Genomic DNA, 19,653 nt, shown 5'->3' on the forward strand with positions numbered 1-19,653 from the left:
GTGTTATATATTTTTTTAAAAGCGTTCGTTATGTTTATTGTCCTATATTTGTTCATTCCACACCCAGAAGATGGAATTTATAATATGCTATATATACGCATATTTATTGGCTTAGTATTGTTTTGTGTCTGCCTTATATTGGATATTTAGTTTACATCTTAATCTCTATCTTTACGTATCGTATTTTTTTTGATGGTCGCCAAAATTGCATGTTACAAATTTAAATTCTAAATGGCTTGACTTGGTTGTTTTTAAAATTTTACTTTTAATATCGATAAATTCTGCTATAATAAACGTAAATTAAACAATGCCGTTAAAAACGTAACGCGGGCGTGATAAAGCGAGTAAAATTTGTAGAGGCAAATTTTAACCCTGCCGCTCGGTACTTCAAACGGCAAATCAAGGAAAAAAATGCAAAAATTTAGAATTACAAACGGCGAATGTTCACGCATGGATATCTTTTTGATCATGACGTTGGTTTATATATTCGGCGTGGCGTGCAGGTTTTTTTGGATATATTGGGCTAGCGGGATCGAGCAGTTTTCTTTTGACGGCGAGCTCATCATGACCACCAACGACGCCTTTGCGAACGCCGAGGGTGCGCGCGATATGATAGCGGGCTTTCACCAGCCGGGCGATCTTAGCCCATACGGCGCGTCGATCCCAACTCTAGCATTTTTAATTAGCAAAATTTTGCCCGTCAGTCTAAATAGCATTACGATCTATATGAGCGTGTTTTTCGCGCCGCTGGTGGCCGTGCCGATTATTTTGATAGCAAGAGAGTATAAGATCCTGGGCGCCGGCATCATCGCGGCACTACTTGCCACCATATTGCCGGGATATTATATGAGAACCTTGGGCGGGTATTTCGATAGCGATATGTTAAATGTTACTCTGCCGCTGCTAACGCTATGGGCTTTGATTAGGCTCATAGGGCGAAGCGAGCAGAGCGGCTTTGCTTTACCTGCCGTTTTTACGGTGATTTATGATTGGTGGTATCCTAGCTCGTATTCTCTAAATATGGCGATTATAGTGATATTTTTAATCTATACTTTGATTTTTAATAGACACAATGAGGAAAATTACAAAGCGATTATTCTTATGGTCGTTGCAGTTATAAATTTTGGCGCGTATTACGAAGGCGAGACAATAATTGTAAATTATATTTTATTGTTCAAAACCTCACTGATTGCATTGCTATATTTTTTAATGATTAAAATTCCAAGTCATAAAAGTAAAAAGGCTCTTTGGATCTTGGGTGTGATCGTCGTAATTATGTTTATCATATTCGGTGGGCTCGTACCTATAATAACAGAAATTAATGTATATATTTTAAAAAATGCTGGCAAGGGGGATATTTTTCATTTTTATGGTGTTAGAAATACGGTTAACGAGGTTGCCAATGCTAATTTCATAAAATTTGTGCTTGAATCTAGTGGGCATCTATTTATATTCATATGTGCAGTAGGGGGACTGGCTCTATTGTTGATAAAATTCCGTTCGTTCATCTTAACACTGCCGATGATAGCGCTTGGAGTTTTAGCACTTTTCGGCGGAACTCGCTTTACAATGTACGCTACACCGATGATAGCGCTTGGATTTGCTTATTTTATATATTTTGCGCTGAATTACTTTGAAATACGCACCTGGCTTAGAAGTACTTTGTTGGCTATTTTAACCTGTTTGGCGCTAATGCCTAGCATAGATTTTATTTATGAATTCCGAGTTGCGCCTACGCTTACGAAAGATTCCATAAAGCCTCTTGCAGAGCTAAAAAATAAAGCCAGTAGAGAAGATTACGTGCTATCGTGGTGGGATTACGGTTATTTAATCAGATATTACTCAGATGTAAAAGTAGTAGCTGATCCTGGAGGTAGACAGGCGGGAGAATATACTTTTATGAGTGCGTTTTCCTTTAATAAAGATGAGGTAAGCTCTGCTAATATGGCAAGGCTTAACGTAGAATATATACAAAAGTTGCAAGGTAAAAAATTTGATCCTAAACTGGAAGATAAATTTAAAATAAATCTATATCAAATTCAAAAAGATTATGGCGAAGCGGATATCAATAAATTCTTAAGTTCTTTGAGTGATAAGAATTTCAAGCTTCCACAGAAAACTAGGGATATATATTATTATTTCGTGCCTAAAATGATAGATATATTACCAAACATTTGGAAATTTACTTCTATAGATATAGCTAGCGGAGAGAAATTTACAGGACCTCTAGCTTATGTTGGCTATGATATACAAATAGGTAAGGATGGTAAAAGCATAATTTTAGGCGAAGGCGTTGAATTACCAAGCGTCAAACCAGAATATGTCGTTCATAATGGGGAAAAATTAAGCATTAACTCATACTATCAAGTAGGCGAAGTAAATGGAGAGCTGAAAAAAATATCTAAGCAAATAGATACAAAGTCAAATATTTACGTTATTTTTTTGCCAAATTATCAAAGAATTTTAATCTTAGATAAAAAGGTCTTTGAATCAGCCTTTATCCAACTTTTTGTGCTGGAAAACTATGATAAAGATCTGTTTGAGCCCGTTTATTTAAGTAATTATGCGCGGATTTACAAGTTATTAAGATAAATTTATATCCAGAGGAATATTGCGTAAATTTTTATTGCATTGTGCTTTTACGAAGCGTATGTTATTAAGCGATAAAATTTATAATGCAAGCTATATGTTGAGATTTAGAATTTATACTATAAATAAGTTACGAAAATACTTCAAAATTTCGTCACTAAAAATCGTAAATGTTATGTATTTACTTTAAATTTAGCCTAGATTTCGAAGTGTGTTGCTATCATTGAGATGAAATTTCACCAAAAGGAGTAAAGATGAGAAATTTAGTTGCAAAAGTGGCGCTTCTTAGCTCTTTAGCTGCAGTAAGCGCGATGGCGGAGGGGCTTTTCATAGGCGGCGAAGGCGGATATAATTTCAAAAACCAAGCCGCAGGTTTTGATGACGGACAGCCGCAAATCGGCGTTAAGGCCGGATATGACTTCGGTACGTTTAGAGCTTACGGCGGATATTTTTATGGATTTAAGGGCGAGGATTCCAGCTCGAATGCCAATTCGAAAAGAAAGGTTAAATGGAGCACGCACGATTTCGTAGCCGGTGCGGATTTTACGCCGGAGCTTTTCGGCAGATTTAAGCTTGTCCTAGGCGCTTACGCTGGGCTTTCGGTGCTAGATACTGAAGTTAAAATAGACTATAGCAATGGCGGCTGGGTTAGAGCGGACGATACGCTGGGCGGCTTTATTTTGGGTGGCAAGATAGGTACCGCGTATGAGTTTGGCTCCAATAGCGAGATTGAAATGGGCTTTAAAGCAAGCAAGGCGTGGTACAAAGACGGCGATTATATCGAAGATAACGACGGTAAAAAATACGGCGTTTACGCAGGATATAATTATAAATTTTAAGAATTTTCATATTTGAGGCATTGCACTGCTTTCATATAGCCTTGATTGCCAGTAGCTTTGCGCGGTGTGTCGAGTGCGGCTAGCTTCGTCGCAAGGCTTTACTAAGTTTTAGTAGAATCTTGCGACAAGGTTTAAATTATGATGAATTTAACGCCTTTAAATTCAATCCTAAAATTTTAACTCATAGAATTTCGTCGATAAAATTCCATCTCGAGCTTTATCGACGAAATTCCACCCTTGCGCTTTTATATAAAATTTCGTTCATTTTCGAGATTAGGTTAAAATTTTAATGGCGGCAAAAGAAATTTTAGATAAAATCAACACTTTCATACCAAAATTTTACTCAAAGGATAGAGATGAAGAGTTACGTTACGGGCTTTCCACGTATCGGAGAGCAGCGCGAGTTAAAGAAGGCTTTAGAGAGCTATTGGGCGGGCAAGTGCGATTATGACGCGCTAGAGCGAGTCGCCACAGAGCTAAAAGATCGCCACATCAAACATCAGCTGGATGCTTGGAGCGGCCTAATTAGCGTAAACGACTTTTCATACTACGATCTGATGCTCGATACCAGCGTGCTTTTCGGCGTGATCCCGCAGCGCTTTGCGGCTCTTTCGGCGCATGAGCAGTATTTTGCGATGGCGCGCGGCAGTAAGGACGCAGTCGCGATGGAGATGACGAAGTGGTTTAACACAAACTACCACTATATCGTGCCTGAGATCTCTGTGTATACGGAATTTAGCCTAAATCCTAGTAAAATTTTAAGCGAGTACAAGGCCGCAAAGAATAACGATTTTAAGGATTCCTGCGCGCTAAAGATAAATTTAATCGGACCTATCACCTATCTTGCGCTTAGCAAATCAAGCGACAAAAGCGATCCGCTCGCGCACCTGGGCGCCCTTGCCGCGAAATACGAGGAGCTGCTAAAGCTTCTTAGCGAGCTTGATAGCGAGGTTATAGTTCAGATCGACGAGCCTATCTTCGTGACGGATCGCGCAGCGGAGTTAGCGCCAAAGATCACGCCGATTTATCAGCGCCTAAGCAAGGCCGCAAGCAATGTAAAAATCATCTTTATGACCTATTTTGAGCATGCGACCGAGGCCGTGCGCGAGATAGTAAAGACCGATGTTTGGGCGATCGGGCTTGATTTTGTTTACGCAAGTGAAGAGAATATCAAAAAAGAGCTTGAGGCTTTAAAAGACGCTAAGACCGTGCTTTTCGCAGGCGTGATCGACGGGCGCAATATCTGGAAGAGCGACATCGACAAAAAGCTCGCTCAGCTTAGAGCCATCGAAGCCTACGTTCCTAAGGAGCGTATCTATGTGGGCACCTCCTGCTCGCTTTTGCACGTGCCTTTTACGCTAAAATACGAGGACAAGCTAAGCACCGAGATCAGATCCTGGCTAAGTTTCGCGGTCGAAAAACTAAGCGAAATTTCGATTTTGACCCATCTTTTCTTTGAAATTCCGATGTGCGAACACGGCATGAAGGCATACGAGGAAAATCAAAAATCCGCTAAAACTCGCGCTAGCTCGCCTCTAATTCACGACGAGCGAGTGCAAAGCCGCGCCGCAAATTTAAATAAATTCGAGCGCGCCGATCGCTACGAGGATCGCATCAAGGTGCAGAAAAAGGAGCTAGGCTATGGAATTTTACCTACCACTACGATCGGCTCCTTCCCTCAGACTGCCGAGCTTCGCCAGGTTCGCAACGCCTATAAAAAGGGCTTAATCAACCGCGAAGCCTACGAGCGTGACATCAAAGCCTACATCGACGACTGCGTTAAATTTCAAGATGAGATTGGCCTAGACGTACTGGTTCACGGCGAGCCGGAGCGTAACGATATGGTCGAGTATTTCGGTGAGCAGATGAGCGGATACGCGTTTAGCGCCAATGGCTGGGTGCAGAGCTACGGTAGCCGCTGCGTGAAGCCTCCGCTACTTTTCGGCGATGTGAGCCGTCCAAAGCCGATGACCGTGGAGTGGATCAAATACGCCCAAAGCCGTACTAAAAAGATTATGAAGGGCATGCTAACGGGACCTGTTACGATGATGAATTGGAGTTTCGTGCGCGATGATAAGCCTCGCGAGCAAATAGTAAAGCAGCTTGCGCTCGCGATTTTTGATGAAATTTCGGATCTGCAAGACGCGGGTATCAAGATCGTTCAGGTGGACGAAGCTGCGTTTAAAGAGGGTTACCCGCTTAGATCCGAAAACATCCCTGCGTATGAAAAATTTGCCGTAGACGCCTTTAAACTCGCCGTTAGCGCAGCCAAAGCGCAGACGCAGATCCACACGCATATGTGCTATTCGGAGTTTAACGACATCATCAAAACGATCGAGGCGATGGACGCCGACGTCATCAGCATCGAGACCGCTCGCAGCGGCAACGAGCTGCTTCGAGTTTTCAAATCAGTCGGCTATAAGCAAGAGGTCGGTCCGGGCGTTTACGACATCCATAGCCCGCGAATTCCTAGTGTGCAGGAGCTCGTAAGCCAGATCCGCGCGCTGCTTGAGGTGCTTCCTAAAGAGCAGCTGTGGATCAACCCGGACTGCGGCCTAAAAACCCGCAAATGGGAAGAAGTTCGCCCTAGCCTAAAAAATATGGTCGAAGCGGTAAGAATCATCCGCACAGAGGCGTAAATTTCGCGCAGAAAAAGACTTTGCTGTCGGGCAAAATTCCACCCGGCAGCCCTATTTCGCGATAGAATTATGCAGAGCGTTTATTTCGAATATAGACCGTTAAAACATCTGGGCGAAATTTTACTTCGAACGAGTATTAAATGGCGGTGCGAGATTTCTACGCGTCTGCTTGGCAAGCATATTTGATAGCCGCTAAGTAATGCAGCAATATGAAATTTAGTGCAGGCTTTACGGCTTTTACAGACGCACAGAGACGGGCATTTCTTGAAAATGCGGCGTAAAATTTCATCTCGACTGCTAGTTTGAAATTTAATCGTAACTGCTCGTTTGATTGAGACGCGGAGCGTAAATTTTATCGCGATTGCCCTAAAGGCGGGCTGGGGCAAGCGATAAAATTTTAAAATTTTCGCAAATCAGTTCTTGCGCGCACAAACCTCGCCAGCCGAATAAAAAACGCTGAAATTTGCAATTTTACGCGGCGCTTTATGAACTTCGCGCCGCTAGATTAGAATTGCAAAACGCGAGCCAAAGCCGGTATCGTTGCGCTAGAAATTTTAAATTGCAAATTAAAATTTACATTATCTCGTTAGAATGGCTAAATTGCGAAGCGAGATTCGACTCTGCTACGTTAAATTTCAGCTCAAACTAAACTTTATGTAGCGCATTAAATTTACGACTAATTTCGCCTGGCGAGCCTGAAGTTGCGTCGCGCTAAAACCAAGTCTAGAGCCAAAATTTTACTACGCGAAACTCATTGATTTTAACTTGTGTTTTTTGCAAGAAAGAGCGAAGCTAGCGCAAGGCGCGTTTGCGTTACCATAAAATTAAAAGAGCCTTTATGGAGGCGCAGATCTGCAATTTGCAGTAAAAATTAAAAGCCATGATTTTGGCTTATAAGGCGCAGGCGCAGCTTTTAGATGGTTTCTATCACGCCTTAAAGTGAGATTTACTTAGTAATTTTGCGCTATAGATTTTAACGGGCGGAATTTTATCATCGCTGCAAAATTTAGGTTTTTAGATTTTATTTTGTAGGATTTTAGCGGCATCGCGTTTAATTTATATGGCATGATTCCAAGGTGCTTATTTTGAAATCCTGCGGGTAGAACCTATGAGACTGCGTTTGCGAGGTTTTGTAAGAATTTGATGGCAAAGCGCTCAACGCGTTTAAAAATTTTATTCGTGTGTAGAGCTCTCATTTGCGTTTCAAATTTTGCCATTGTGGCGGAATTTTGCTCACGTGGCAAGAGCTTGCATGTAAGCTGTCCATGAAATCTAAGGATTTGGACGCTAAATTTATTAGCGTGTTTAGCGACGCAACACCGTGACTACCGCCATGCCTGCGCATAAAATCTCGCGTTGCAAGCGATTTAAAAAAAGCTTTTTCGCTTCATATAAATCTTACGCCGCAAGCGTCTAAAAGCCCGCAAGAGCTTTAAAAATTTAAATTGGAAAGATTGAATGACATTTTTTTCGCCAGAGTTTGTCCTTGCTTTTTTAGCGTTTTTAATCGTTTATTGGACGCTCAAAAATTATATTTTCGCGCAAAAAATCCTGATCCTGCTGGCAAGCTACGGCTTTATGTGCTCCATAAATCCGCGCTTTGCGCTGGTGCTTGCAGCCTATAGTGCCTTCGTATATTTTGCAGGTGCGTGTATCGCGCGCGCCAATCGCGTAGTCGCGAAAGCCATACCGCCTGCAAAGCAGTCTTCGCACAAGAAAAAGCTATCGCGTAAAGCGGCAGCCAAGCAGATGAGCGCAACAAAACAAGCTGGCATAGCAAAGCAGATGCAAAAAGCGGGGCTAGCGAAGCAAATTCCGTTACCAACTGCGAAAGCGCGTGCGGTGATGCTTGCGGCAGTTGCTGGCGGCTTATTTTTTCTCGCGTTTTTCAAATATTACGGCTACGTCAGGGAGTTTTTCAATGCCGCGCTTGCCGCGCTGCACCTAGGTGCCGTCGATAGCGTGGCGTTTCCGCTTGGAATTTCATATTATGTTTTCATGTCGATCACCTATTTCGTCTCGGTTTATAGGCGCGAATGCGGTGAGCAGGGCTTTTTGAGCTTGGCGTGCTTTTTAGCGTTTTTCCCTAGCGTCGTAATGGGTCCTATCGGGCGCGCTAGCGCTGCCAAAGGCGTAGAGCCAGTACTGCCACAGTTTGATCGCTTCAAGCACTTTGGCAATGCCGATGAAATTTATGTGCTTATAATTTTTGCCTTAGTTAAGCTGCTGCTTATTAGCGGCTATTTGGGCGCGTATTATAGCGATGTGATTTCAGGCGTTTACGGCGACGAGCCTGAGTCCTCCGCGGCGCAAATTCTAGCTGCACTGCTGCTTTACGGCGTGGTGCTTTATACGAATTTTAGCGGCTTTATCGATATGGCGCGAGCGCTTGGGCTTGCGATGGGCTTTAAGCTGCCGCAGAATTTTAATATGCCCTACGCGGCTAAGAATTTAGGCGAGTTTTGGGATCGCTGGCATATCAGTTTATCCACGTTTATACGCGATTATATTTATATCCCGCTTGGTGGCTCGCGCAATGGCTTTGCGCGCACCTGCGTAAATTTGCTAATCGCATTTGCGCTCTCGGGCATCTGGCACGGCGCGGGATTAAATTTTTTGATTTGGGGACTTTTGCACGGGGCGGCGCTTGTATTTTTAAAATGTCTTGCCAAAGTGGGCGTAAAGCCGCTAAATCCACATTTAGCGCTATTTTGCACCTATATTTTTGTAAGTTTCGCTTGGATTTTTTTCGCCAATTCCCTTCCAGATGCGGCGGCGATTTTGGGCGCTTTTACCCGCGCACGAGCTTTCGGAGATATTGGTGAGCTAGCGGTACTTGCGGTGATTTTAGCGGGGATTTTTGTTTATCCTAAAATTTCAGCTCTTAAAGATACTTTGATCGCGCTTTTTGCCGAGCTGCCGTTTTTGCCTAAAGCTCTCGCGCTCGGCGTGATTTTCACGCTGATTTTCGCGCTGATGCCAAGCGGAATTCCAAATTTCATCTACGCAGGATTTTAGATGCTTAAGTTTGTTTCAACTCTGCTTTTTGCGCTGCTTTTCTCGGCATTTTTTATGCAAGGCTCGCTGCTTTATTATTTGGAGCAGCGATTTCACGATGACTTTGGGCTGGAAGAATGGCTGCGCCGCTCGCCGTTTCGCGTAGGCGGAGAGATCTACGAAAAGATTGCAAATGGCGCAGATAAGCTTGAGCAGCGTATCAAAGGCGAGGATATTAGCAAGGATGAGGACGAGAGTTCGCATGGCGGAGGCGAAAATTTTAAAAAATCTGCGCAAGATCGTATGGCGGAAAATCAAGCTTTGCAAAGCACGAGGGCGCGAGATCACGATACTTCGCAAAGCGTTAAACCGCAAGATAGCAAGCCGCAAGCCCATGCTGCAAAGAATTCGGCTTTAAATAATTCTACGCATCATTTCAAGACGCGCGATTCGGCGCAGGAGCCTTATGCACAAAATTCCATCCCTCAAAATTCTACTTCGCAAAATTCCGTGTCACAAAGCCTGGCTACAACAAGCTCTGTGCCGCGCAGCTCCGCTGCGTCGCAAAATCCCGTCACGGCAAGCGCAACCTTGCAAAGCGGCGAAAATTACGCTTCGCAACTTCCCGCTCCACAGGCTTTGGAGCAGAATTCAACGACGCAAAGCTCCGTGGAGGTTGATGCTAAAATTTCGCTTAGCGACGATGGCAAAATCCGCCTAAATGCAGGCGATGAGGTGCTTTTTATGGGCGATAGTCTGATGCAATACGTGGGGATGAATGCTAAGAAATTTTTCCCGAAGCGAAGCCTGAGGGTGATCGATCTTAGCAAGCAATCTACGGGGCTTGCGAGCAAGAAATCTTTCGACTGGCAAAAGACGCTCGATACCGCGCTTCGCGAGAACGGCGGCGTTAAGCTCGTAGTCGTGCTTCTAGGCGCCAATGACGTCTGGGAGTACCGCGCAGGAGGTAAAACTTATGGCATTAAAACGCCGCGCTGGCGAGAGTTTTATGCCTCAAGGGTACGCGAGATCTACGATACGGCGCACTCGCACGGTGCGGGAGTGCTGTGGCTTGCGATGCCGTGTATGCAAAAGCCAGATTTTGAGGAGAAAACGCAGTTGCTAAATCAAATATATGCCGACGCCAGCATGGCGCTTGGCGGGTATTTTATGCAAACAACCCCGCTGGTGTGCGAAAAAGGCGTCTATAAAACATATCTGCAAAGCGGCTCCAAGCTCGTGCGCGTGCGCCAAGACGACGGCATTCATATGAGCAAAGAGGGTTGCGAAGCGGTAGCGAAAGAAATTTTATCAAGGATTGAAGTTGAGTAAATTTATAGCGATTTTATTTGCCGCTTTATTAGGCGGATGCGCAGCAAACGCAGGCGTTCGTGGCATAAATTCTGCAAATACAAAAAGTTCTGCGGGCTTTGGAGTGAAATTTTTTGGCGATTCGCATTTAGGAAGCGACGCGCTGATAGATGCTTTCAGACACGGCTTTTTTGTGCAAAACAGCGTCGGCTTCGTGCCTGCAATGATGCCTAAATATCACAAAAGCGAAAATATAGAATTTAAGCAAAGCGGCTTTAATGTAATCTCATCCCGCACCGAGCAAGACCCCGATTTCCCACTATGCGGAGTGATCGCTACCGGCAAAAAGGGCGCTAATGTGCGACTGGAGCTAAAGCAGCTTAGCGGAGATTTTTACGTCGAAATTTTGCATAAATCGGATCAGAGTGGCGAGATTTTTCGCGTGCGCGATGCAAGTGGGCTAAGCGCGTATATTTCGCAAGAAGTGCCGCAGAAATGGGAGTATTCTAAGCTACGACTTAGATTTCCGATCGAAATTCGATCGCTGCGTGACGGAGCAGAGCTTGGAGGATATAAAATTTATCGTAAAAACGCGCGCTTTGCAGACTCTTGTGCGAGCAACGGCGCGTTTAGCAACCTCTACGAAAAATGGGGTGCAGATGCCTTTGGTAGAGATTTTTCGGGACTTAGATACGATCTCGTAGTCATCGCTTACGGCACAAACGATGCGATGGATCCGAAATTCGACGAGCAAAAATTCTACCAAAGCGTCCGTGGGCTGCTTCGCTCCGTCCGCTCCGCAGCTCCCGGTGCAAAAATCTTGCTCGTAGCGCCGCCGCGAAGCCCTAAAGTGCCAAACGCCTCACGCGCTGCGGAGGTGCTAGCGCATCTAGCGCGAGACGAAGGGGCGATGTTTTACGACATAGCTGGTCTTATGGATGAGGATGGCGGCTGGCGCGGCTGGCGCGAGCGCGGGCTTATCCGCCCCGACGAGATCCACTTACAAAAAGAGGGCTACGAAAAAATCGGCGCAGCGCTGGCGACGAAATTGCGCGGCAGGTTTTAAATTTAATCTTTAAATTTAGGCGCCTCGCCGTGGAATTTATAAAGTTCGTTGTGAAATTTACAAAGCTCTTTGTGGAAATTGCACAATCCGCCGCAAAATTTACGCAGTTAGTTGCTAAATTTAAAATTTAGCAGTAGCAAAGGGGTCGCGTTTGCTTGGATTTTGCCGCTTAGATCCGCGCCGCGAAATTTAAGATCAGAGGCCGCGGCTTTAAATTTGTGCGGCGACAGGTTTGATGCCCGCGCTTTTAGAATTTCGTCGCCTAAATTTACGATTTTAATTTGGATTAAATTTGCGTGGTTGCGGATCGGAATGCTAGTCGTGTTTTGCAACGCGTGCGCTGCGTAAAATTTAGCGCTTAAAATTTCATTCTCACGGGCTGCGGCAAAGCGCGGCGAGCTAAATTTAAAGGAGAGGCAGATGATATATCTTTGCGGAGATACGCACGGCATAAACGAGATCGGCAAAATAACGAACAAGGCCTTTGCGGGCGGGCTTAGCGCCGATGATTTCGTCATCGTGCTCGGAGATTTCGGTCTGTTTTGGAGCGAGCGGATAGATGAGTTTATGGCGCGCAAAAATATAGAAAGATATTTCCCAGCCACACTTCTTTTTATCGACGGCAACCATGAAAATTTCGATATGTTGGACGAGCTGCCGCGCGAGCGGAAATTTGGCGGCACCGTGAGCGTGGGTGGCGAGAATATTTTTTGGCTGCGGCGCGGCGAAATTTACGAGATTGCTGGGCGACATTTTTTGTGTTTCGGCGGCGCGCTTAGCGTCGATAAGGCACATCGGATACCGGGGCTTAGCTGGTGGGCGCGCGAGATTCCAAGTGAGGAGGAGTTTGCTTGTGCGATACGAAATGCGCGCGATTTCATCGCTACGGGCGGACGGATTGATGCGGTGCTGAGCCACACGGCGCCGTGGTTTGCGATGAAATTTTTAAAAGAATATCTTTGGTGCGGCAAAAGTACCCCCGATAAAACGTCTGAGTATTTGGAGCGGATCTTTGAGCTCGTAAGGCCCGCGCGGTGGTATTTCGGACACTTTCACGGCGATAAGAAATTCCATACGCACGGCTGCGATTTTTATCTCTGCTACGATGAAATTTTAAAATTTGAGGACTAGTCTTGGGCTCGCGGCAGCAAAGCTTTGCAAACGGCGAAATTTCGCTCGTAAATTTTAAATGCTGAGGCGCGTGAAATTGGGCCTTTATATTAAAATTTAAGCTAGTTTGGCTACAATGTGGCACTTTTTTAGAAAGGAATAAAAGATGAAGGTTGTAATTACTTATTGTAATTCTTGATCTTATAGACCGCAAGCTCTCCGTGTGAGAGATGAAATAACAGGCGTCTATAAGGATGCAGTTGTCGAGTTGGTCCCTGGTGGCAGCGGAGACTTTCTAGTAGAAGTTGACGGCAGAAAGCTTTTCTTTAATAAAGATTTTGCTAAGCCTCGTTTCCCAAGTGAAGGTGAAATTTTAAATCTAATTAAAGTTGCAGCCTAGCTCAAAGCCCGAAAGCGGGTCGTAAGATTTGCTTTCGGGCGTTTTTTATACTCAAATTTCATATCCGTAAATTTAATCGTAAAACTATTCTAAATTTTGCAAAAATCAGCGTTGCGTAAAGCTATACTAAATTATCCCACATTTTGGCAAATTTGAAAAGCTATTTTAATCAAAATTTATGCGAAGATCGCGGTTTAAATTTATCGCTCGGAGTTTATAAATTTCAAAAGAAAGAGGAATTTTTGCGAAATCAAAATTTCGCAAAAACAGGGGGAGATTATTTATTTGCGCGCTCGATATACTCGCCGCGGACGGTGTCAACGCGGATGACCTCGCCTTCTAGCACGTGAAATGGGATCTGTACCACGGCGCCGGTCTCAAGCGTGGCAGGCTTTTTGTTGCTGCCCTGCGTATCGCCGCGGAAATTCGGCGCAGTTTCTACGATCTTAAGCTCCACCACCTGCGGCACATCTACGCCGATCGCTTTGCCGTTGTAAAACATTATATTTACCATCATACCATCTAGCATCCATTTTTTCGCCTCGCCCACATCCTCGTCGCTGATCGCGATCTGTTCGTAGCTATCGGTATCCATGAACTGACACGCCTCGCCATCGTCGTAGAGATACTGCATCTCTTTTTCCTCAAGATTCGGCGCCTCGCATTTATCGCCCGCGTGGAAGGTCTTTTCAAGCACCTTGCCATCTATAAAAGATTTTATTTTAACGCGCACGAAAGCAGGTCCTTTGCCCGGTTTTACGTGTTGGTATTCTATGATTTTAAACGGAATTCCGTCCACCTCGATTTTTAGACCTTTTTTTAGATCGCCCATTGAATAAGCCATAAATTTCTCCTTAAATTAATGAGGCGCGATTATAACAAATTTTATTTTAAATTGATATAATTGGCGAAATTTTAAGGGGAGGGAAGCTATGAAAAAAATCATCTACGTTTTGGCTGTATGTGCGGCTTTTGCGCTTGGCGCGAATGCGAACGAAGCGGAGTTAGTGAAAAACCTAAAGCAAAGTCTAAATGATAAAAACGCTCAGCTCATCTCGATCGACAAACTAAACTCGCTAAACGGGCTAAATTTACTAATCGTCCGCTCGGGCGATAAAAAGGAGGCGTTTTTGGCTAGCGACGACGGCAAAAGTCTAGTGGCAGCAACTGAGGAGCCTAAGCTTGCAGACGCGGCAGACGCGGCGCTATTTAAGGCGAGAATGCAAACTTTAAAAGACGCCAACGATGCTGCCGCACTTAAGCTGCTAAAGAGCATAAATCCCGCGAGATTTGCCTATATCGAGTCGTTTGATAAAAATAATCCCTATGTGACCTACATCGTGGGCGATCCGGAATGTCCGTATTGCGCCGAGGAGATGAAAAGGATCACGAAGCATCTTCGCAACAGCAACGTAAAATTAATCTTTGCGCCGGTGCACGGCAAGAGCGCGTTTATCAAATCGGCACTGATTTTAAAGCAGCTGAAGGCTCTCTCTCCGAGCGATCAAAAGGGCGCGATCGACGTGATTGAGAAATACTACGACAAGGACATGCAGGTAAACGATGCGGACGTCTCAAAAGCCGAGCTTGACGCCGTGTATGCGGACACCAAGACGCTATTTTCAAAAGGCGTGATCAAATCAGTCCCATACGTGATCAAGGTGAAAAAATAGTCTAAATTTTAGGAATTTAAAGCGCGAGGTTTGTGTGCGAAAGGTGCCGTCAATTTGCGCCTTTGCGACGAGAGCCGCTCCGATATGCAAAGATAAACTTTTCGCGATTTGTTTGCGAGAGGCGCAAGCTTGCGTGCAGATAGCGTGCTGTCTGCCTATCCATAGCGCCCGCCGTCCGCTCAACACACCTTCATACCGCCTATCGATAGCGCGTCTGCCATGCCTTGCGCTTACCCATGCTCTGCCTATGCCGCCCGTAGATAGCGTATCCGTCGATAGCACCCCACTTATTTCTTGCGGCATACCGTACGCGCACGGTACCGCTCGCTCGCGCCATATTCTAGGCTTTTTTGGCGCGCAGTTCAAAGTAAAATTTTAAAATCCTCGAGCGAAAAGAGTAAAATTTTATCGCTTTTTAGGTTTTGTAGCTCGCCGCTAAAGCCGCTTTTAGAAAACAGCGCGAGCAGATCGGGCGCGAGGTGCGCTTTTTCGCATTTGAGCATTAGCTCGTTTAGCACGTTTTTTGAAATTTTTCGCTCCTTGTATTTGCACTCGCCCGCGACGCAAAAGCTCTCAAATTTCGCGTAGATGTCGATCTCGACCTCTTTGTTCCAGAAGCTTGAAATTTGCGAAATCTCTAAATTTAGATACTTTGCGAGCAGTTCTTTGCTTAAAATTTCAAACCCGAGCCCCGCATAAGCGTTGAAATCCGCTTTGATTAGGCTTAGCACGCGCTCTATCTCGCCGCGCCGCAGCGCGGGCAGGTTCGGCTCGATAAATCTAAACCAAAATCTTGCAAAGTTGCTGCTGAAATGGACCTTGTCCGTGATATGGTAGCGGCGCAGCGCGCGCGGTAGGCGGTCGTTTTTGCGCTCTTTTTGCGCCCTTTGCTCGCTTGATTTTTCGGTGATTAAAAACTTCGCGTTTATGAGATCTGCGGTAATTTTTTGCGCCGTAAATCGCGGCAAGATTTTTGAAATTCCTATTTTTTTGCGGTCGCTTCTAGCGAATTTCATCAGCGCCTTTTTGATCTGCTCTTCGTGCTCGCCGCCAAATTTAAAGCGCTCGCCGAGTTGCTCGAAGCAGAGCAAAATTTCATTTTCGATCGCTTCGAAAACGTCCGCGTAGCCGCTTATGCAGCCTATCTCATCAAATACGAAATGAAACTGCAAAATCGCGTCGATACCAGCATCGCCCAAATTTCGCGCCGTATCTTTTAACTCGTAAATTTCGCCCTCCTTGCGGGCGTAATTTTAGCGAGTTTGGATATAATTTGCAAAAATTTTGGAGTCGCGCTTTGGATTTTGAAACGATCAAAGAAAATATCATCTTAAAAGAGGGGGTCAAATACTTCGATTGCGCCGCTTCGGGGCTCGCGTATCGCCCTATAGAAGCGGAGATCGAGCGCGTGCTTGCAACATATGCCAACGTCCACTCCGCAGGCGGAGCGAGCGCCGAGATCACGAGCGATTACTACGAAAACGCAAGAGCCAAAATCAAAGAGCTTCTGGGCTGCGAAGAGCGCTATTACCTGATCTCGTGCGGATTTGGCGCGACTGCGGCGATTAAGAAGCTTTGGGAAATTCTAGGCATCTACCTGCCGCCCGCGACGCGAGATAGGCTCGGCTTGCGGCGCGAGAGCATAAAAGAGCTGCCGCTTTTCATCATCTCGCCTTTTGAGCATCACTCCGTTGAAATTAGCCTAAGGCAGGGGCTTTGCGAGGTAGTGCGCGTGCCACTGGATCCAAGCGGGCTGATGGATTTTTCGCGGCTGGGCGAAATTTTATCCGCAAACAAAGGGCGCGAAATTTATGGCGTGCTTACTGCGGCATCGAATGTGACGGGGCTTAAGCTCGATTACAAGCGCGCTTACTTGATGCTAAAAGCGCACGGCGGGCGGCTGTTCGTGGACGCTAGCGCGCTCATCGCGCACGAAAACGTAGATCTTGGCTTTTGCGATGGTATGTTTTTCGGCGCGCACAAGCTCTTGGGCGGCGTGGGCGCTAGCGGGATTTTAGCGGTGCGAAAGGAGCTTCTGTGCGGCGAGGAGCCGACGTTCGCGGGAGGCGGCACGATCAAATACGCAGATGCCCTAATGCAGCGCTTTATAATCGACAAGGAGCGCTTGGAGGAAGCAGGCACGCCTGGTATCATCGCGCTGGTGCGAGCTTATCTTGCTCTAAAGCTTCGCAAAAGCGCGGGGCTAGAGGCGATCAAGTCGCGCGAAGAGGCGATCTGCAGACGCTTCATAAGCGAAATTTCAAAAATCCCCGAGATTGAAATTTACGGCAATCTCACTGCGCCGCGCGTGCCGATCTTTGCTTTCAATATGCGAGGTCTCGGCGCAGACGCGCTAGCCGGGGTGCTCGGGCAGAAATTTGAGATTCAGACCCGCGCAGGCTGCGACTGTGCAGCACCTTACGGCTTTGATCTGCTCGGCTTGCAACCCGATACCGAAATGTCACGCAAACCCGCTTGGGTGCGGGCTAGCTTCTCGTTCATCCACGACGAAAGCGACGTGGATTTCTTGGCGGAGGCGCTAAGACAGATCGCTCAGATCCGCGATAAAATCACCTTCGTAGCGGGTAAATATCGCTGCGGCAGCATAAATTGAGCTCGCGAAATCTTATAACAAGAGCCGCTTTTAAATTTCACGGCGCGGGGTTTTGCGACATAAAATTTTGTCGGTGAAATTTCGTAGCGTAAAATTTTATGGCTTGGAATTTTAAAGCGCATAATTTTATGCGCGGCTCGGGTAGCAGATACTCCGTGCCGATTGGGACGTGAAATTCTTCGGTATAAAATTTTGTGGCTTGGAATTTTGAAATTTTAAATTGCGGGCTGAATTCTGGCGGTAAATTTTGTGCCGTGCGGATAAATTTTAACGCTGCCAAATTTCAAAATTTCGCTATTTGAATGAGCTTCGCAATTTTTGTATTTCGTAGACGTGTAAAATTCTGCGCCGTGGAATTTTAGCCGCAAAATTTTGAAATTTTACAAAGCCGAATTTTACTCGGTAGACTTTCGCGGCGAAAAATTTTACTGCAGAGCTTTGCGCAGCATAAATTGACGCAACCGCGCTCATCTGAAAGCTTAAATTAGGGCGCGAGCGGCTTGCGATAAGAGCGCAAATTTTTAAGAGGTGAAATTCTGCGCTACTAAAAGGCGCAAAATTTCACCGAATTTACTCGCCGAATTCCTTCTGCAGCTTGTAAACCTTATCGTAATCGACCCCCTCGATGATGCGCGGGCGCGAGGCGTTAAAATCGGCGTTTATCACCGAGCGAGCGGGATCGTACTCGGGCAGCTCAGTCATCTCTAAAATTTCCGCGATCGCGTGGATGAGATCGTCGTTTAAAAACGGCCTGTTTTTAGCTGCTGCGATGCGAGCCCAAAGATCAGCATTTTGCTCTTTGAACTTATCCGACGCCATGAAAATCAGCGGGATTTCGAGCGTGAAGCGGTTGATGCCGCCGTGGATCAGCTTGCCGCGGTATTGATAAAGGCTCTGGGCGTGGTCGCTAAAATAGACTATCAGCGTGTTGTCGCTCGCAAAAATTTTATAAATTTCGCTTACTATAAAATCGTTGTAAGCCACGGTATTTAGGTAGTGCGCGAGCTCTTTTTTCTGCCCTCCATCAAGTGGCTCGCGCGAGATATCCGCGGCGCTAAATTTAGCAAAGCTTTTCGGATAGCGAAACTCGTAGCTCGGGTGCGAGCCCATAAGATGAAGGATGAAAAATTTATCCTTTTTCTGCGTATCATTTACCTCTGCGGCGGAGCTTTCATCCTTGCGCGCAAGAGGCGATTTTTTCGCGCCGGATTTGAAATTTCTTATACTCGGAAGCATAACTTCGTCGAGCGAGTAGGCGTATTTGTAAACCGGGATTTGATTCGTAAAGTCCGAATGATCCGTCATCTGCGCACTCGCGCCGCTTGCGACCGCCCACTGTCCGTAGCGCTCCTGGTTACTGATCCAAAAGGTCTCGTAGTTTGCCAGCCGTGCGAGATTTACGATGTCGAGGTTGGCGCTCCACGGGCGCTGTTTTTCGCTCTCGTAATTTCCGAAATTTAGCACGTATTTTAGCACGTCGTTGGTCTTAGCTCCAGGCGAGACGACGTCGCTAAAAGCGATTAAATTTCCGCTTCGCTCAAGCGCTTGCAGATTCGGTGTAGTGGGAAGATAGTAGCCGTATAGGCTCATAAAATTTCGCTGCAGGCTCTCTCCGATAATAAAAACGACGTTTGAGATGCGATTTGGCGCGGTTTTGTGCGAGTGCGAGGCGTAAATGCTTTGGTATCCGGCTTGCAGCTCGCGCACGCTTTTAAAATCGGCGCCGAAATAATCCTTCGTAACGAAAGCAAAGTTATAAATCGGAATTTTATTCAGTGCGATTATGATGCTGGCGCGCATTTTCGAGCTTTTGGCTACGTAGCTTTTAAACGCCGCATGCGCAATAAAAACAAGCAAGCTAAGCAAAAAGATTAGCTTTATTGCGCGACATAGCTTCATTCGCGCTCGCTGGCTCACTCTAAGCCTAAGGGCAGCGAAGACGAAGATCAAAAGCGCCAAAAAAGCCGCGATAAGCTTGAAATTTAAAAACGCATGCGCGAACTCAAAGGCCTCCTTGGGCGTCGTTTGCACTAGCGCGTCCAGCGTGCCGTGCGAGTAGGTAAGCTCCAGGCTAAAGATCAAAAAAATCTGAGCGATCGCGAAGGCTACGTTTAGCGCCAGAAGTGCAAAGGCGAGAATTTTATATAGCCTGGCGCTGTAAAAGCTGAGCGCATAAAGCGTGAAAAAAAGTATCGTCACGCCGCAGATCGCAGACGCTGCGAAAAACAGCGCCTGCGCAGAGAGCAGCTCGCCGCCGCGCGCGATAAGAAGCAGCCCGAGCGCTAAATTTAATGCTAAAACTAGCGCGTATGCGTTTAGTACCGCGCCATCAAATACCGATAGGAGGCTGAATCTGTCTTTTAAAAATGCGCCGATATTTTTTGCTAGGCTCATGAAATTCCTTTGATGATTGCG

Annotated in this window: 16 protein-coding genes; 10 read left to right on the forward strand and 6 right to left on the reverse strand. The window is 45.9% G+C overall.

What is annotated here, in order from left to right; all coding sequences use genetic code 11:
* Positions 1–411 precede the first annotated feature (411 nt).
* From Q0460_RS01450 to Q0460_RS01475, 6 genes are all read left to right on the forward strand, one after another.
* Positions 412–2,592, forward strand: a complete 2,181-nt coding sequence (locus Q0460_RS01450; protein WP_299083974.1) for an STT3 domain-containing protein — start codon at positions 412–414, stop codon at positions 2,590–2,592.
* A 251-nt stretch (positions 2,593–2,843) separates the two neighbouring features.
* On the forward strand, positions 2,844–3,428 hold the full coding sequence (locus tag Q0460_RS01455) for a hypothetical protein (protein WP_297881510.1): 585 nt from the start codon (positions 2,844–2,846) through the stop codon (positions 3,426–3,428).
* Positions 3,429–3,784: 356 nt separating this feature from the next.
* A complete protein-coding gene (metE, locus tag Q0460_RS01460) occupies positions 3,785–6,067 on the forward strand; it encodes a 5-methyltetrahydropteroyltriglutamate--homocysteine S-methyltransferase (protein ID WP_299083977.1) in 2,283 nt (760 codons plus the stop codon).
* Between the two features lie 1,458 nt (positions 6,068–7,525).
* Positions 7,526–9,085, forward strand: coding sequence for an MBOAT family O-acyltransferase (locus Q0460_RS01465; RefSeq protein WP_299083980.1), 1,560 nt, complete (start codon positions 7,526–7,528; stop codon positions 9,083–9,085).
* Positions 9,086–10,396, forward strand: a complete 1,311-nt coding sequence (locus Q0460_RS01470; RefSeq protein WP_299083983.1) for a DUF459 domain-containing protein — start codon at positions 9,086–9,088, stop codon at positions 10,394–10,396.
* Positions 10,389–11,441 carry a GDSL-type esterase/lipase family protein gene (locus Q0460_RS01475; RefSeq protein WP_299083986.1) on the forward strand — a complete coding sequence of 351 codons (1,053 nt, stop codon included), beginning with the start codon at positions 10,389–10,391 and terminating at the stop codon, positions 11,439–11,441. The genes Q0460_RS01470 and Q0460_RS01475 overlap by 8 nt, the downstream gene beginning before the upstream one ends.
* A 107-nt stretch (positions 11,442–11,548) precedes the next feature.
* On the opposite strand, the gene Q0460_RS01480 is transcribed toward Q0460_RS01475, so the two are convergent.
* Positions 11,549–11,893, reverse strand: coding sequence for a hypothetical protein (locus Q0460_RS01480; RefSeq protein WP_299083988.1), 345 nt, complete (start codon positions 11,891–11,893; stop codon positions 11,549–11,551).
* Between Q0460_RS01480 and Q0460_RS01485 the strand changes: the two genes are divergently transcribed.
* Together Q0460_RS01485 and Q0460_RS01490 are read left to right on the forward strand one after the other, a co-directional pair.
* A complete protein-coding gene (locus Q0460_RS01485) occupies positions 11,862–12,572 on the forward strand; it encodes a metallophosphoesterase (protein ID WP_299083991.1) in 711 nt (236 codons plus the stop codon). The genes Q0460_RS01480 and Q0460_RS01485 overlap by 32 nt on opposite strands.
* Before the next feature lie 145 nt (positions 12,573–12,717).
* Positions 12,718–12,951, forward strand: coding sequence for a SelT/SelW/SelH family (seleno)protein (locus tag Q0460_RS01490; protein ID WP_255349569.1), 234 nt, complete (start codon positions 12,718–12,720; stop codon positions 12,949–12,951).
* Positions 12,952–13,228: 277 nt separating this feature from the next.
* On the opposite strand, the gene efp is transcribed toward Q0460_RS01490, so the two are convergent.
* Complete coding sequence (efp, locus tag Q0460_RS01495; RefSeq protein WP_005871146.1) at positions 13,229–13,795, reverse strand: elongation factor P; 567 nt, start codon at positions 13,793–13,795, stop codon at positions 13,229–13,231.
* Between the two features lie 88 nt (positions 13,796–13,883).
* On the opposite strand from efp, the gene Q0460_RS01500 reads away from it, so the two are divergent.
* Positions 13,884–14,624 carry a hypothetical protein gene (locus Q0460_RS01500; protein WP_299083994.1) on the forward strand — a complete coding sequence of 247 codons (741 nt, stop codon included), beginning with the start codon at positions 13,884–13,886 and terminating at the stop codon, positions 14,622–14,624.
* Here Q0460_RS01500 and Q0460_RS01505 read toward each other — a convergent pair.
* Together Q0460_RS01505 and Q0460_RS01510 are read right to left on the reverse strand one after the other, a co-directional pair.
* Entirely contained in the window at positions 14,592–14,990 is a 399-nt protein-coding gene (locus Q0460_RS01505) for a hypothetical protein (protein ID WP_299083996.1), read from the reverse strand. The genes Q0460_RS01500 and Q0460_RS01505 overlap by 33 nt on opposite strands.
* Positions 14,987–15,823, reverse strand: a complete 837-nt coding sequence (locus Q0460_RS01510; RefSeq protein WP_299083998.1) for a DUF234 domain-containing protein — start codon at positions 15,821–15,823, stop codon at positions 14,987–14,989. Before Q0460_RS01510 ends, Q0460_RS01505 begins: the two co-directional genes overlap by 4 nt.
* Before the next feature lie 74 nt (positions 15,824–15,897).
* On the opposite strand from Q0460_RS01510, the gene Q0460_RS01515 reads away from it, so the two are divergent.
* Positions 15,898–17,238, forward strand: coding sequence for an aminotransferase class V-fold PLP-dependent enzyme (locus tag Q0460_RS01515; RefSeq protein WP_299084001.1), 1,341 nt, complete (start codon positions 15,898–15,900; stop codon positions 17,236–17,238).
* Positions 17,239–17,275: 37 nt separating this feature from the next.
* Here the strand turns inward: Q0460_RS01515 and Q0460_RS01520 are convergent, their stop codons facing one another.
* Positions 17,276–17,518: a hypothetical protein gene (locus tag Q0460_RS01520; RefSeq protein WP_299084003.1), complete on the reverse strand. Its 243-nt coding sequence runs from the start codon at positions 17,516–17,518 to the stop codon at positions 17,276–17,278.
* A gap of 290 nt (positions 17,519–17,808) precedes the next feature.
* Positions 17,809–19,632, reverse strand: coding sequence for a phosphoethanolamine transferase (locus tag Q0460_RS01525; protein WP_299084006.1), 1,824 nt, complete (start codon positions 19,630–19,632; stop codon positions 17,809–17,811).
* Positions 19,633–19,653: the final 21 nt, after the last annotated feature.

This window comes from uncultured Campylobacter sp., assembly GCF_937980635.1.
Taxonomy (GTDB): Bacteria; Campylobacterota; Campylobacteria; order Campylobacterales; family Campylobacteraceae; genus Campylobacter_B.

What these genes read in the sequence shown, in the direction of transcription:
- Q0460_RS01450 (WP_299083974.1), top strand. Translation starts at nt 412, where the DNA reads ATGCAAAAATTTAGAATTACAAACGGCGAATGTTCACGCATGGATATC.
- Q0460_RS01455 (WP_297881510.1), top strand. Translation starts at nt 2,844, where the DNA reads ATGAGAAATTTAGTTGCAAAAGTGGCGCTTCTTAGCTCTTTAGCTGCA.
- metE (WP_299083977.1), top strand. Translation starts at nt 3,785, where the DNA reads ATGAAGAGTTACGTTACGGGCTTTCCACGTATCGGAGAGCAGCGCGAG.
- Q0460_RS01465 (WP_299083980.1), top strand. Translation starts at nt 7,526, where the DNA reads ATGACATTTTTTTCGCCAGAGTTTGTCCTTGCTTTTTTAGCGTTTTTA.
- Q0460_RS01470 (WP_299083983.1), top strand. Translation starts at nt 9,086, where the DNA reads ATGCTTAAGTTTGTTTCAACTCTGCTTTTTGCGCTGCTTTTCTCGGCA.
- Q0460_RS01485 (WP_299083991.1), top strand. Translation starts at nt 11,862, where the DNA reads ATGATATATCTTTGCGGAGATACGCACGGCATAAACGAGATCGGCAAA.
- Q0460_RS01480 (WP_299083988.1), bottom strand. Translation starts at nt 11,893, where the DNA reads ATGCCGTGCGTATCTCCGCAAAGATATATCATCTGCCTCTCCTTTAAA.
- efp (WP_005871146.1), bottom strand. Translation starts at nt 13,795, where the DNA reads ATGGCTTATTCAATGGGCGATCTAAAAAAAGGTCTAAAAATCGAGGTG.
- Q0460_RS01500 (WP_299083994.1), top strand. Translation starts at nt 13,884, where the DNA reads ATGAAAAAAATCATCTACGTTTTGGCTGTATGTGCGGCTTTTGCGCTT.
- Q0460_RS01525 (WP_299084006.1), bottom strand. Translation starts at nt 19,632, where the DNA reads ATGAGCCTAGCAAAAAATATCGGCGCATTTTTAAAAGACAGATTCAGC.